Source organism: Flavobacterium sp. ZE23DGlu08, from assembly GCF_030505335.1.
GTDB lineage: Bacteria > Bacteroidota > Bacteroidia > Flavobacteriales > Flavobacteriaceae > Flavobacterium > Flavobacterium algoritolerans.
The window spans coordinates 514344-528497 of sequence record NZ_CP130045.1 but is presented as its reverse complement, the minus strand read 5'-3'; the positions used below and the strand labels follow the sequence as shown (position 1 = coordinate 528497).

Below are 14154 nucleotides of genomic sequence, written 5' to 3'. Positions count from 1 at the left end.
TACTTATAAGTTTGATTTGCAAAATTCTATTTTTGCATTCTCTCTTTTCATTATTGGTAAATAAAGGATTTAAAGATTCTTTTTTACTTTGTTTAGGTTTGCCATTTCTGTCCTTGACGAATTTCTGACTCCTAACAAATGCCAAGCTTTTTAATTTTTTTTATTAAAGTTTAACATATAAGTAAATTAAAATAATAATGGTATTTAGATGAATTTATCGAAGCCATTTTTTGCGTTTAAACCATATCAATGGTCCAACGAAAGATACAAGCAGCAATAATATTACGTAAATATACCCGTATTTCCATTCCAATTCGGGCATATATTTAAAGTTCATGCCATAGAAACCAGCTACAAGCATTGGCAGGGAAATACAAGTTGTTATTATGGTTAATGTTTTAAAAATTCGGTTTTGTTCAAGGTCAATCTTATTTGACACGTAATCTTTGAGGTCATTTAATCGTTCAAAATTATTTTGAACATATTCATTTATTACATTTAAATCATTTAGTTCAGAAAAAATATTTTCTTTTATTTCAGAAGTTAATTTTTTGCTTTTTCTAAGCAAATGTAAAATTCGTCTAAATTCATCCAGAGATTCCTTAACGATTAAATTATTGAATTTTAATGCTGTAATTTCATCCAATTCCTGCTCAGAAAAATCTTTTTGCTTCTGTAAATTAGAATAAATTGTTTTAATGTTTTTTGCCATCACTTCTGTTAAGTCTGCAAAATAATCCGGAACTATTCCAATCATCATTAAAAGGAATGAATCTAAAGTAAAAGGCAACGTTTTTATGTTTTCAAAATGTTCCTTTTTTTTGTTTTCAGGTATAAATTGCTCAAAATTCACAGCCATAAATGAAAACATTATTTCCTCCTTTAGAATAAAAGATATTACTACTTCTTCAATTTTATCCTGTGGAGTAAAATAGGGGAATGAAAAATTAAATGCCAGTTGAGTCGCTTCTTCTAAATAATGAGAACTTATTTCGATATCCTTACTATTATTCAATATTGCGGTATTTATATTAAAGAGCTTTTCAAGATTTTTAATATCCTCTTGGTTGTAATCAATGATTTGTATGCTGCATATATCGTATAAATCAGAAGGCATTTCATCAATGCTTTTAATTTGGATTATATGTTTATCTCTGTTTAATAATTCAATAATCATTTTTCGCTGTTTTATAAATTTTCCACAAGAATCTTGAAGATGTTGAGTCAAGGGGCAGTTATAGGATTTTTAACTTTTTATTTTTGCTGCTAAAGCAAAGTTATGGAAATTATTAAATGAATTAATTTAAAAAAAAAGCGATGTAGATTACAAATAGGATTAAGAATAATTGTGTTTTTTAGGTAAAGAATGCATGTCTAATTTTGTCTATTATCTACACAGTTAAAATTAGTTTGATTTTTCTTGGTTGACTTTTAAAATAAAAACCACTCTATTAAAAAATGAAATTAATAGAGTGGTTAAAAAAAAATATTTATCAGCCTATTTGAAACTTCTTAATTTTCTAATCGATATACTTCGTTACGATTTGAAAGGAAGCTGTAAATAACTTGCATATTTACCGCCAGTATGCAGAACATGAATTCCTTTATTGTTCGGTGTACAGCCTGGAGTTCCCGGCATGACGGATCCAATTTCATCCTTGCTGCTTACCATTACTCGCAGTGTTTCGCCTGCATAATAAATCAAACCAAGTGGACTAAGAACAATATCTAATTCTACGATTTCGTTTGGAGAAAGTTTTTCTACTCGGTCAAAACTGTACGCTGGTACTTCGTCTGTAGAAAGTTTTGGGTCTAAATTTCTGTGTGATGCACGCAAACGCCCACTCGGACCTTTATAGCGCAATGCAGAAGCTCCGTCTTGTGTAAAATCCTGCAAAGCAGCGTTACGATTAGGTACTACAAATTCGCTCAATACATTACCTAATTTGTCAATTTTTTGTATCCAAACAAATATATCCATATCATCTGCATTTTCTGCTTCCATAAAAAGTTTGACTTTTGGATAACCAATAAAGGTAGTGTCTTTATCAAAAACAGTCTGAAATGATACACGAACAGGCATAGCCTCTGGGAAATAACGTAATGGAAAGTCGTTTTCATCGGCAGTAAATTGTAAAGTTCGTGTTTTTCCATTCAAATAGTAACGTTGTAATTCTGATTCTTTTGGTGGAAAAGTTTCCGAAGTAATTCCGGTACGATTACCGCCATGAAAATCTAAAATTGAATATTGTACGGTAGGCGTTTTTTCCCATCCATTTTGTTTTCCAAGCAAATAATAATCAAAGAATTTACGAAGTTCTTCAGTCGATTCCTGAGCATAATAATCAGGCCATTCCTGAGTATCGTGAATTCGCAGCCATTTTTCTTTAGAACCTATCGAACGCCAGGAACGGAAAGTTCCCATTGTGTGCAATGTATTAGAATAACTTGCCACAATATAGGCAGGAATCATAATTTTAGAAATATCGGCTACTTTGTCTTCCCACAAATCGCAATTTGCCAGTGGATAAGCTTCTAATTCAGCAACCATATCTTCTCTTTTTGCACCAGTAGCGCTTACGTGATTTACCTGTAAACGGTGAAGAAAATTAGGATCAGGAATTCCGCCAATGTATGCCAAATCGCGATACGCATCCTGTAAACCTTCAACTGGGTTTATACAAGTAAGATGCGGCGGCTGACCTGCAGCGATAAACCATTGTGAAAAAGCTAAATACGAAGTTCCTGATAATGCTGTTTTCTTATTAGACCAATCTTGTGCTGCTAACCATTCGATAAGATCATAAGCATCCTCTGCTTCCTGCGAACCAATCATAGTGATATCGCCTTCGCTATGTGCAATTCCACGTGCGTCTGGGTTACAAACTGCATAACCGTGTTCTACCCAGTAAGCTGGATCGGGAGCTTCAAATTTTGTTAAACCAGAACCCCAAGCATTTCCCATTCCAAGCATATTGAATAAGCCAACATAACGAGGAGCTGTTCCTGCACTTTTTCCGTAAGGACTCCATGCAATCAGAGTAGGAACTTTTTCTTCAGTAACAGGCAGATAAACATCTGTATATATTATGATTCCATCACGCATTTTTACAGGAACATCTTTCAGAAATCGGATATCACAACCAAGAGGTTTAAAGCCAGGTGCTATTTGTTCTCCCTTCTTTAAAATGGTTTCTTTGGTTTCAAATGGACTTAATACTCCGTGCTCAATTCCGTTGTCAATGTATTCAAATGCTGGTTTGAAAATCATTTTTTCAGCTATATTATTCATATCTATATAATTTTATGTTATTCAATTAATTTAATATTACAAAGTTATGAAAGAATAATCCTAAAAATATAAACGATTCAAACCAAGAAGTATAAAATTCAAACCTAATGGTCCCGATAAAACTTAGGAATATTCCCTGTTGTTTTTTTAAAGAAATTACTGAAATAGTTGGCATATTCAAATCCTAAAGTATAAGCGATATCTGAAATACTCCAATCTGTATGACGCAGTAATGTTATTGCTTCTGCTGTAATGCGTTCAGCAAGAATGGCAGTTGTAGATTTACCTGTAATTTCCCTTACAGCTCTATTGAGGTAATTTACATGTATGGAAAGCAGGGTTGCGTAGTCCTGTGCGGTTTTAAGTTTTAATGGCTCACTTAGGTTTTCTATTGGGAATTGCCGTTCCAAAATGTCCATGAATTGGGTAACTATTCTTAAAGAAGCATTTTTTGATTGTATAAAATGTTCTGCAGGTCGCATCTGTAGCGCCTCATGAATAATTAACTCTATATAAGTACGCATAAGATCGTCTTTGTACAAATATTCACTAGAGTCACGGGCAATCATAGTATCAAAAAATTCTGTAAGTTTGGATTGCTGTTCAGGGTTGAGTTTAAATGCCGGGTTCGAGTTTAGTTGAAATAAAGGCGATTTTTGGAAGTTTTCCAGTCGTTCAAGAGGCTTAATAAATTCTTCTGTAAAAACACATGAATATCCTGTATGTTTTTCAGAAAGGATTTCAGTCGCATAGGGTATGCGTGAATTGGCAAAAAAAAGATATACTCCATCAAGATGAATTACGCGGTCGTCATAATGTATTTTACTGTTGCCTATGCTGAGCAGGATTAAGTAAAAATGGCGTCGCCCGAACGCCGATGGTCCGCTTTTTTTTACTTTATTCCAGCTTATTTTAAACCCCCTCTGTTTTAGGATTGATTTTAATGCCGGATTGGGAAATTCCACAGTTGCTTTCATATAAGTATAAAAGTATAAAAATCAATCCAGTTTTCGTTATATTATTTGGCTCAATTGAGGTACAGGAATTATGTACTCATCAATGGATTTCATTTAATACTGTTTTTAAAAGAACTTCAATCGTTTTCGCTTTATTTTACTTGTTAAACATAATTAAAATTGTTTTTTTCTTTCATTACTTTCATTACTTTTGGCCTCCAAATGAGAGTAACTGTATTTTTTTTATACCTGTTTTTCTATCTGCAAAGCGGAGGAAATTATGTTCATGCTGCTTCGCATGACAGCGATATTTACAGCTCATTAATTTCCAAACTTGTACAAGCGAATCAAGTAAAATTTGCTAAGACTGGTTCGAGCAGTATAATTATTAATGCTGACTGTTTTGATCTAGAAGAGGAATGCTCCAACAGCGATTCTCTTAAAAACAAAAATTTAAACAAAAATTTTACTGAAAAATTTGGCATTTCAAAAGTTTGGTATCAGACATTTTCTTGTCAGTCTATCATAAACTATTGTAATAAGAATTTTAAAATCTTCGCGCCATTTTGTGGCCAGTCATATCCTATTTATATTATTCAGCAGGTATTAAGAATTTGATTAATACTGAAATCAGTTACTAAATTTATGAGATTGCTTACTTTATGAACGCTTTAGGCTTTCATTTACGGTATGGCAGTTCCAATATTTTTTGGAAACTGATGACTTTTTATGTCTAAGGAATTCCCAATTCCAAGTATTTAATCGCTTAATTTCCATTTTATATCATGAATAAAATACTCGTGTTCAAGGGCTTGATTGCCTTGTTGTGCCTAACAAGTTGTACAACAAAAAAAGAAGAAAAAGAAGAAGAGACAAAATTTATTGTTACCAATCCCATAAAAATTGATACTTCGTTTACCAAACAATATGTTTCACAAATTCGTTCCGTACGTAACATTGAAATCCGAGCGCAGGAAAAAGGATATTTACAAAACATCTATGTAGATGAAGGTCAATATGTAAAAGCAGGTCAGCTACTATTTAGAATTATGCCGGGAATGTATCAGGCAGAATTGCTAAAGGCACAAGCAGAAGCTAAAGGCGCTGAGATTGAATTACAAAATGCCAAAAACCTTGCCGACAAAAATATAGTTTCCAGAAACGAGCAGTCTTTGGCTCAAGCCAAATTAGAGCAGGCAAGAGCAGAAGTGGCTTTGGCGAAACTTCATTTATCATTTACTGAAATCAGAGCGCCATTTGCCGGAACTATTGATCGCATTCCCTTAAAATTAGGGAGTCTGATTGATGAAGGGGAACTGTTAACCAGTCTTTCAGATAACAGTCAAATGTTTGCCTATTTTAATGTTTCAGAACCGGAGTACTTAGAATATCAAAGCAATGTAAAAGATCGTGCAACTAATAAAGTAGGTCTGCTATTGGCTAATAACCAAGTGTTTCAATTTAAAGGAAATGTCGAGGTTATTGAAAGTGAATTTAATAATGAAACAGGAAATATAGCTTTCAGAGCACGATTCCCAAACTCAAACAAATTACTGAAACACGGAGAAACAGGATTGGTTCAAATGAATGTTCCGCTTAAAAATGCTATTGTAATTCCGCAAAAAGCTACGTATGAAATTCAGGATAAAAAATATGTTTTTTTAGTAAATAAAAACAATGTGCTGGAATCAAAGGAAATTATTATTACTGGTGAAATCCCCGATTTGTATGTTGTTTCCAGTGGAATTACTGAAAATGACAAAATTTTACTGGAAGGTATTCAGAAAGTTAAAGACGATGAAAAGATAAAGTATGATTTTGTAAAATCGAAAGACGTCATCGCTCATTTGCGATTAAAAACGGAATAGGTTTATAATTTTCAATTTGGTTTAACCATAAAAAATAAATATAATGTTTAATAAATTTATTCAAAGACCAGTTTTGTCGATAGTAATATCGCTCATAATAGTCTTTTTGGGAGTCTTGGCGGTAACCAATTTGCCAGTGACTCAATTCCCTTCCATTTCGCCACCAAGGGTGAATGTAATAGCAGATTATCCGGGATCAAATGGAGAACTGATGATCAAGTCCGTAATCATACCATTAGAAAAGGCACTCAATGGAGTTCCTGGAATGAAATACATGACTTCAGATGCGGGTAACGACGGAGAAGCCAGTATTCAAATAATTTTTAATTTGGGTACCGACCCGAATCAAGCAGCGATAAATGTTCAAAACCGTGTAGCCTCAGTAGTCAATAAATTACCGCCATTAGTGGTAAGAGAAGGAGTGAAAATTACGCGTGAAGAATCGAGTATGTTGATGTATGTGAATCTTTACAGTACGGATAAGAATACGGATCAGAAGTTTTTATACAACTTTGCCGAGATTAATATTCTCTCTGAATTAAAAAGGGTAAATGGAGTAGGATTTGCAGATGTTTTGGGTAATCGGGAATACGCGATGAGAATTTGGCTGAAGCCAGACAGAATGTTAGCCTATAAAATTTCTGCAGAGGAAATTATGGAAGCCTTAGCCAATCAAAGTCTAGAAGCGTCACCAGGTAAAACAGGTGAAAGTTCAGGTAAAAGATCGCAAGCATTTGAATATGTACTAAAATATTCTGGCCGATTTACTACTAAAGAACAATATGGAAATGTAGTACTTAGGTCGAATCCTGACGGCGAAATTTTACGATTAAAAGATGTCGCCAATATTGAGTTTGGAAGTTCTATGTATGATATTTATTCGAACTTAAACGGAAAACCTTCTGCTGCAATTGTTTTGAAACAATCCTACGGAAGTAATGCCAGTCAGGTTATTAAAGATGTAAAATTAAAATTAGCTGAAATCAAGAAAAATTCTTTCCCAAAAGGAATGGATTATGAAATCAGTTATGATGTATCTAAATTTCTGGATGCTTCTATCGAAAAAGTAATTCATACTTTGGTCGAAGCCTTTATTTTAGTGGGTTTGGTAGTATTTCTTTTCTTGGGCAATTGGAGGTCAACTATTATACCGGCCATTGCTGTGCCTGTTTCCCTTATTGGAACCTTTATGTTCATGCAATTATTCGGGATTACACTAAATCTTATTACTTTATTTGCATTAGTATTAGCCATTGGAGTCGTCGTCGATGATGCCATTGTGGTTATCGAAGCCGTGCACGCCAAGATGGAGGAAGACCATCTCTCACCGCTAAAAGCTACAAAAAAAGCGATGCATGAAATAGCAGGAGCAATTATAGCGATTACATTCCTGATGGCTGCGGTATTTATTCCGGTGGCATTCATGTCCGGGCCTGTAGGGATTTTTTATCGTCAATTCTCGATTACAATGGCAACTGCTATTATTCTTTCGGGTATTGTGGCATTAACGCTTACACCGGCACTTTGTGCGATGATGTTGAAAAGCAATCACGGCAAACCAAAAAAGAGAACGCCAATAAACCGCTTCTTAGATGGATTTAATACTAAATTTAATAATACTGCCGAGAAGTATCAAAGCGTTTTAAGTCGCATTGTAAACAGAAGAACCATCACTTTTATTGCGCTTATAGGTTTCTGTGCAGGAACTTGGTTCATCAGCAGTACTGTTCCTTCAGGATTTATTCCTAATGAAGATCAGGGGATGTTTTATGCCATCATCCAAACGCCTCCCGGTTCCTCATTAGAAAGAACGGATAATATTGCTGAAAAATTACAGAAAATTGCCGAAACCATCGACGGTGTGCAATCGGTATCTGCTTTGGCAGGATATGAAATTCTTACGGAAGGTACGGGTGCCAATGCCGGAACTTGTTTGATTAATCTTAAAGAATGGAGCGAGCGAAAGCATTCTGTACAAGAAATCATGACCGAATTAGAAGAGAAAACTAAAGATATTCCGGGTGCCAATATTGAGTTTTTCCAACCGCCGGCTGTGCCAGGATATGGAGCCGCAGGAGGTTTTGAACTTCGTCTGTTGGACAAAGCTGGGTCAGGGGATTACAAGAAAATGGAAAGCGTTAATAATGATTTCGTTAAGGAATTGAATAAGCGTCCAGAATTAGCATCTGTATTTAGTTTTTACAGTGCCAGTTTTCCTCAGTATATGATGAAAGTCGACAATGATTTGGCACAACAGAAAGGGGTTTCCATTGAAAACGCCATGAATACTTTATCAACATTGGTGGGTAGTAATTACGAAATCAGTTTTATCAAATACGGGTTTAATTACAAAGTTATTGTACAGGCTGCTCCTGAATACCGTGCTTTACCGGAAGATATTTTGAAACTATATGTGAAGAACAATCGGGACGAAATGGTGCCTTTCTCCGCTTTTATGAAGTTGGAAAAAGTATATGGACTATCAGAAATCACCCGACATAATATGTATAATTCTTCTGAGATTAGTGGATCAGCAGGACCAGGTTACAGTAGTGGAGCTGCCATTAAAGCTGTTCAGGAAGTAGCAGAGTCAAAATTACCTCGTGGTTTTGGTATTGATTGGGCGGGTATTTCTGCAGATGAGGTTTCACAAGGAAATCAAGCCATTTGGATTTTTCTAATCTGTTTAGGTTTTGTCTATCTTGTTTTAGCAGCACAGTACGAAAGTTTCATTCTTCCGTTGTCAGTAATTCTTTCTTTACCGGCAGGAATTTTTGGAGCCTTTCTTTTATTGAAGTTGACAGGCTTGGAGAACAATATCTACGCTCAGGTAGCCATGGTGATGCTGATAGGTTTATTGGGTAAAAATGCAGTTTTGATTGTCGAATTTGCAATTCAAAGGCACGCTTCCGGAAGAACGGTGCTTCAAGCCGCAATGGAAGGTGCTAAAGCCAGATTCCGTCCTATATTGATGACCTCTTTTGCATTTATAGCAGGTTTGATACCACTGGTATTTGCTACTGGACCGGGTAAAATTGGTAATAGAACTATTGGTACAGCAGCTGCAGGAGGAATGCTGATAGGAACCATATGCGGGGTATTTGTGATCCCCGGACTGTATTATGTTTTTGGCAGAATTGCTGAAAAATATAAACTGGTAAAAAATGAAAAAGAGAATCCATTAACCGAAGAATTTGATGATAATCATGTCTAAAATAAAGAATTATAAATATATTATCCCGCTAGGTATTTGCTTGGCGGTTGCAGGTTGTACACCAGTTTTAGCACCTTTGGTTGAAGCCAAAGCTATTCCGGAATCTTTCAACAAGAGTACGGATACTACCAATATAGTTGCGATGCCTTGGCAAACCTATTTTAAAGATCCCAATTTGATAAACCTGATTGAAATTGCTTTAAAAAACAATCAGGAATTACAGATTACTTTGCAGGAAATTGAAATTGCTAAAAACGATATCCGTGTGCGAAAAGGGGCTCTTTTACCAAAAGTGGGTATTGGAGCAGGAGCAGGAATTGAAAAAGTGGGTAGATATACCAGCCAAGGTGCCGGAGATGCTTCAACTGAAATAAGACCAGGCCTAGAAATGCCAGAACCATTAGGCGATTTGAAAATAGCAGCTTATGCCAATTGGGAAGTTGATATTTGGAAAAAATTGAGCAATTCTAAAAAAGCTGCTGTAAGTCGATATTTAGCAACTGTTGAAGGAAAGAATTTTGTGATAACCAATCTTATTGCTGAGGTTGCCGATTTGTATTACGAATTACTGGCTTTGGATAGCCAATTGGATATTGTAAAACAGAATATTGCCTTGCAAAGCACCGCTTTGGAAATTGTGAAATTTCAGAAAGAAGCCGCTCGATCAACTGAATTGGCTGTTCAGAAATTTCAGGCTGAGGTAATGGCTTCCAAAAGTATGGAGTTTGAGATTCTTCAGAATATAAATGAAACGGAGAATAAAATCAGTTTCTTGTTAGGGCAATACCCGCAGGAAATAAAGAGAGACAAATCTAATTTTATTAGTTTATTGCCTCCGGTAATTCATTCTGGGATTCCTTCTCAATTGTTAGCGAACAGACCCGATATCAAACAAGCCGAAATGGAATTGGAAGCAGCAAAACTAGATGTAAAAGTAGCTCGTGCTGAGTTTTATCCTTCATTAGATATTACGGCAAAGGTAGGTGTAAATGCTTTTAAGACATCGTACTTGTTTACATTGCCAGAATCATTATTGTATTCATTTGTGGGAGATTTTGCAGCACCATTAATCAACCGAAATGCAATAAAAGCGGAGTATAAATCTGCGAATGCCAGACAAATTCAGGCTTTGTACAACTATGAGCGTGTAATTCTTAACGCGTATCTGGAGGTTTCCAGCCAGCTTTCTAAAATCAATAATTTGGAAAAAAGTTACCAACTGAAAGCACAACAAGTAGATGCTTTGAGCCGTTCGATTGCTGTAGCAGGTGATTTATTCAAGTCTGCCAGAGTAGATTATTTTGAAGTTTTGATGACCCAACGCGATGCTTTGGAATCCAAGCTCGAACTTATTGAGACTAAAAAAGAGCAACTCAACGCTATGGTTCATGTTTACAGGGATTTAGGTGGCGGTTGGAAATAAATTAATTTGAGTTTCTAAAAAACAGTACGTTACGAATCAGATATAAAAAAACATTTTTAGACAGTAGTGAGCACAAGTTTACTACTGTTTTTTTGTTTTATAAGAACAGATTTAAATTTGGTTTTGATTCTGCTATTATTGTTAAGTCTTGATTTCGCTGAAATTTAGACATAAAAAAAACCCGAAAATGAACCATTTTCGGGTTTTGTGGAGTCGCCGGGAATCGAACCCGGGTCCAAACAAGCAACTAAAAAGCTTTCTACGCGTTTATTTCCTGATTAGGTTTTCGATAGTGTGCTAGGCCAGAAACAGCCACACAATACTTATCTTCTTAATTTCGAAATCCACCCGAAGCTTATGGAAATCTAGGTTTATTTTTACGGTTCCCCTAAATTGACCGCCACAAACCAAGGCTTTCAAGGAGAATCCAGCTTTCCTATCTGATAGGAACGTGGCTTAATCGTACTATAATTCGGATTATGCAGCTAAAGCGTAGTTATTTTCGCCGTGTAAAATTGTAAGATCTTATATTTACGAGCAAGGTCTCAATGCTCGACGTGCTTACTTCTCAATTCGACTCGCTGTCAAAACCAGTCGACCCCTTTTTTATTTCAAAATCCAAAATTCGAATTTTGAGTTTGCAAATGTACACTTTTAAACTTGAATTAGTAGTGCTAAACTTCCAACTCTATTTCAAAAATCATTCCTTTTTTTATTCGTCTTTTAATTTGAACGGGTAGTCCCCAAATAAAACGGCTAACTTCCTAACATCATATGTTTTTCGGGTAAATTTATTGGATAACGCAATAATGGTAACGCTTTCTTTTCTCAAGGTAATGTAAGAGGAAGTGTTGCCATGCCACCAACCGTTATGAAAATAAAAGTTTTGTCCAGTCTCCCAATTGACCATTCTAATGCCTAAACCATAGTTTTTAGTGCCTTTGCGTTCATTGCTGTATCCTTTATATACTAGACTTAGCAATTTTGGTGTTAGGAAAGCTGAACTGTTTCTGGCTCTGTCAAATTTTAATAAATCACGAGGTGTAGAGTAGATATTCTTATCTCCATAAATCGCATCTAAGTAGTCTTTTCCAATTTCGACTTTATTGCCTTTGTAGGAAGTAACAGCGGTGTCTTTATCTCTATCATAATCAAAAACATAGGTGTTTTTCATGCCTAATGGTTCAAAAATGATTTGTTTCATGGCATCTTTGTAAGGAAGTTTTGTGATTTTTTCAATTATTAATGCCAACATGGCATAATTAGTATTGCAATAACTAAAACGAGTATCGGTTTTGAATTCTAAACCAATATCCTTTGTTGCCATGATAGTCAGGATATCTTGATTGGTAAGTATGTTGTGTCTATCCCAGATGGTTTTATCACGATCCGTAAAATAAGCATAATTACGCATACCACTTCTGTGATTCAACAAGGTTTGTATCGTAACATCAGGATACGGAAACTCTTTCAAGATAGTATTCACCTTTTGATCTAAGTCAAGTCTTTTAGCATTTATTAGTTTTAAAATAGCCGTTGCCGTAATTACTTTACTCACAGATGCTATGTGGAGCGGAGTAGATTTAGTAATTAATGTTTTATCTCTAAAATTGGAGTAGCCTTCGTATTTTTCATAAATAATTTGACCATTTTTAGCAACCAGAAAACTTCCGTTTGCACTATTGTTGGGCCAGTTTTTTTTATAAAAAGAGTCAATGGAAATCTTTTTTGAATTGATGTATTCGGCAGTTAATTTTGTCTCAGGTTTGCGTAACGGCTTCATCTTAGGTAATGTACTCTTTGGGAGTTGAGCATCACTTAATTCTATTTTCTTTTTCTCCTTATTGCAAGAGCTTAAAACCAAAAAGAGGAGGAATATATGTAGTATATTTGTTTTTTTTATAAAATTCATTTCTGTAGTGCTAGAAAGGCAAATATATAGAATCAATGTCTTTTGAGACGTTGTTTTTTTGAAACCTTAACACTATTTTATCAGTAACAAAGTAGAGCAATTTTTGTATTATTTTGTACATCAGCTTATAGTAGTTTCTTGCTGGTTTTTTTTATGAAAAAAATAAATTGAATTTCGTTTAAATTGTTATATTTGTAACAAATAAACCAAATAAAGTTATAATAAAAACAAATCAAAAGCATAAAAAAATATGAAATTCGGAATTTTAAAAGAAAGAAAAAACCCGCCTGACAGAAGAGTTATTTTCTCACCTGATGAATTGGCTAGGTTAAAACAGCTGTATCAAGGTGCTTCTATAAAAGTAGAAAGTTCCGATATTCGGGTTTTTACGGATGAACAATATAAAAATTTAGGAATTGAAGTAACCAATGATATCAGTGATTGTGATGTTTTATTTGGGGTAAAAGAAGTTCCGGTAGAAAATTTGATTCCTAATAAAGCATATTTCTTTTTTTCGCATACCATAAAAAAGCAACCTTACAATAGAAAATTATTACAAGCCGTTTTAGAAAAAAACATTGATTTATACGACCATGAAACCATTGTAAATCCTCATAATCACAGGCTAATTGGTTTTGGCCGTTATGCTGGAATTGTAGGTGCGTACAATAGTATAAGAGCTTTTGGAATAAAATTCGAATTGTTTAAATTGCCAAAAGCGGAAACGCTTTCCGGTAAAGAAGCCTTAATTGCACATTTAAAACGATTGGTTTTACCTCCATTAAAATTTGTGGTTACTGGTACAGGAAAAGTAGGGAATGGGGCAAAAGAGATTTTGGACGCCATAAAAATAAAAGAAGTTTCAGTTGAAAATTATTTAACAAAAAACTATACACAACCCGTTTACACTCAGATTGATGTATTAGAATACAACAAACGTAAAGACGGACAAGTGTTGGATTTTACAGATTTTTATGATAATCCACAAGAATACGTTTCTGATTTTGAACGATTTACTAAAGTCTCTGATATTTATATTACAGGACATTTTCATGCCAATGAAGCTCCAGTAATTCTGACCCGTGAAATGCTTCAGTCTAATGATTGTAAAATTAAGATTGTTGCCGATGTTTCCTGTGATGTTAATGGTCCAATAGCCTGCACGCTGAGATCATCAACAATTGCGGAACCATTATACGGATATTTACCAAGTGAAGATAAGGAAGTAGATGTTTTTCATCCGGCTGCAATTGTGGTGATGGCAGTAGATAATTTACCTTGTGAATTGCCAAAAGATGCCAGTGAAGGATTTGGAGAAATGTTTATGGAGCATGTAATTCCTGCATTTTTCAATGGAGATAAAGATGGAATCTTACAAAGAGCCAAAATAGCTGAAAACGGAAAACTGACTCCAAGATTTAGTTATTTACAAGATTATGTCGACGGGAAATAAATACCGTTTCTTTAAAAATAGATAGACCTGCAATTT

The 14154-nt window shown here is 34.8% G+C and carries 8 protein-coding genes and 1 other RNA gene; 4 read left to right on the top strand and 5 right to left on the bottom strand.

What is annotated here, in order from left to right; all coding sequences use genetic code 11:
- Positions 1-214: 214 nt before the first annotated feature.
- From Q1W72_RS02340 to Q1W72_RS02330, 3 genes are all read right to left on the bottom strand, one after another.
- Complete coding sequence (locus Q1W72_RS02340; RefSeq protein ID WP_302137146.1) at positions 215-1177, bottom strand: CorA family divalent cation transporter; 963 nt, start codon at positions 1175-1177, stop codon at positions 215-217.
- Between the two features lie 360 nt (positions 1178-1537).
- Positions 1538-3292: a CocE/NonD family hydrolase gene (locus tag Q1W72_RS02335; protein ID WP_302137144.1), complete on the bottom strand. Its 1755-nt coding sequence runs from the start codon at positions 3290-3292 to the stop codon at positions 1538-1540.
- Between the two features lie 104 nt (positions 3293-3396).
- Complete coding sequence (locus Q1W72_RS02330) at positions 3397-4269, bottom strand: AraC family transcriptional regulator (RefSeq protein WP_302137143.1); 873 nt, start codon at positions 4267-4269, stop codon at positions 3397-3399.
- A 764-nt stretch (positions 4270-5033) separates the two neighbouring features.
- On the opposite strand from Q1W72_RS02330, the gene Q1W72_RS02325 reads away from it, so the two are divergent.
- From Q1W72_RS02325 to Q1W72_RS02315, 3 genes are read left to right on the top strand one after another with little or no spacing between them, the layout of a single operon-like run.
- Entirely contained in the window at positions 5034-6116 is a 1083-nt protein-coding gene (locus tag Q1W72_RS02325) for an efflux RND transporter periplasmic adaptor subunit (RefSeq protein WP_302137142.1), read from the top strand.
- A 43-nt stretch (positions 6117-6159) separates the two neighbouring features.
- Positions 6160-9330 carry an efflux RND transporter permease subunit gene (locus Q1W72_RS02320; protein WP_302137140.1) on the top strand — a complete coding sequence of 1057 codons (3171 nt, stop codon included), beginning with the start codon at positions 6160-6162 and terminating at the stop codon, positions 9328-9330.
- Positions 9323-10753 carry a TolC family protein gene (locus Q1W72_RS02315; protein ID WP_302137138.1) on the top strand — a complete coding sequence of 477 codons (1431 nt, stop codon included), beginning with the start codon at positions 9323-9325 and terminating at the stop codon, positions 10751-10753. Before Q1W72_RS02320 ends, Q1W72_RS02315 begins: the two co-directional genes overlap by 8 nt.
- Positions 10754-10958: 205 nt before the next feature.
- Here the strand turns inward: Q1W72_RS02315 and ssrA are convergent.
- Positions 10959-11355: a transfer-messenger RNA gene (gene ssrA / locus Q1W72_RS02310) on the bottom strand.
- Positions 11356-11465: 110 nt separating this feature from the next.
- Positions 11466-12665 (bottom strand): serine hydrolase, encoded by a 1200-nt coding sequence (locus tag Q1W72_RS02305; RefSeq protein WP_302137137.1) that lies wholly within the window; start codon positions 12663-12665, stop codon positions 11466-11468.
- A gap of 250 nt (positions 12666-12915) precedes the next feature.
- On the opposite strand from Q1W72_RS02305, the gene Q1W72_RS02300 reads away from it, so the two are divergent.
- On the top strand, positions 12916-14118 hold the full coding sequence (locus Q1W72_RS02300; protein WP_302137135.1) for an NAD(P)-dependent oxidoreductase: 1203 nt from the start codon (positions 12916-12918) through the stop codon (positions 14116-14118).
- The last annotated feature ends 36 nt before the right edge of the window (positions 14119-14154 follow it).

What these genes read in the sequence shown, in the direction of transcription:
- Q1W72_RS02300 (WP_302137135.1), top strand. Translation starts at nt 12,916, where the DNA reads ATGAAATTCGGAATTTTAAAAGAAAGAAAAAACCCGCCTGACAGAAGA.
- Q1W72_RS02305 (WP_302137137.1), bottom strand. Translation starts at nt 12,665, where the DNA reads ATGAATTTTATAAAAAAAACAAATATACTACATATATTCCTCCTCTTT.
- Q1W72_RS02325 (WP_302137142.1), top strand. Translation starts at nt 5,034, where the DNA reads ATGAATAAAATACTCGTGTTCAAGGGCTTGATTGCCTTGTTGTGCCTA.
- Q1W72_RS02320 (WP_302137140.1), top strand. Translation starts at nt 6,160, where the DNA reads ATGTTTAATAAATTTATTCAAAGACCAGTTTTGTCGATAGTAATATCG.
- Q1W72_RS02335 (WP_302137144.1), bottom strand. Translation starts at nt 3,292, where the DNA reads ATGAATAATATAGCTGAAAAAATGATTTTCAAACCAGCATTTGAATAC.
- Q1W72_RS02315 (WP_302137138.1), top strand. Translation starts at nt 9,323, where the DNA reads ATGTCTAAAATAAAGAATTATAAATATATTATCCCGCTAGGTATTTGC.
- Q1W72_RS02330 (WP_302137143.1), bottom strand. Translation starts at nt 4,269, where the DNA reads ATGAAAGCAACTGTGGAATTTCCCAATCCGGCATTAAAATCAATCCTA.
- Q1W72_RS02340 (WP_302137146.1), bottom strand. Translation starts at nt 1,177, where the DNA reads ATGATTATTGAATTATTAAACAGAGATAAACATATAATCCAAATTAAA.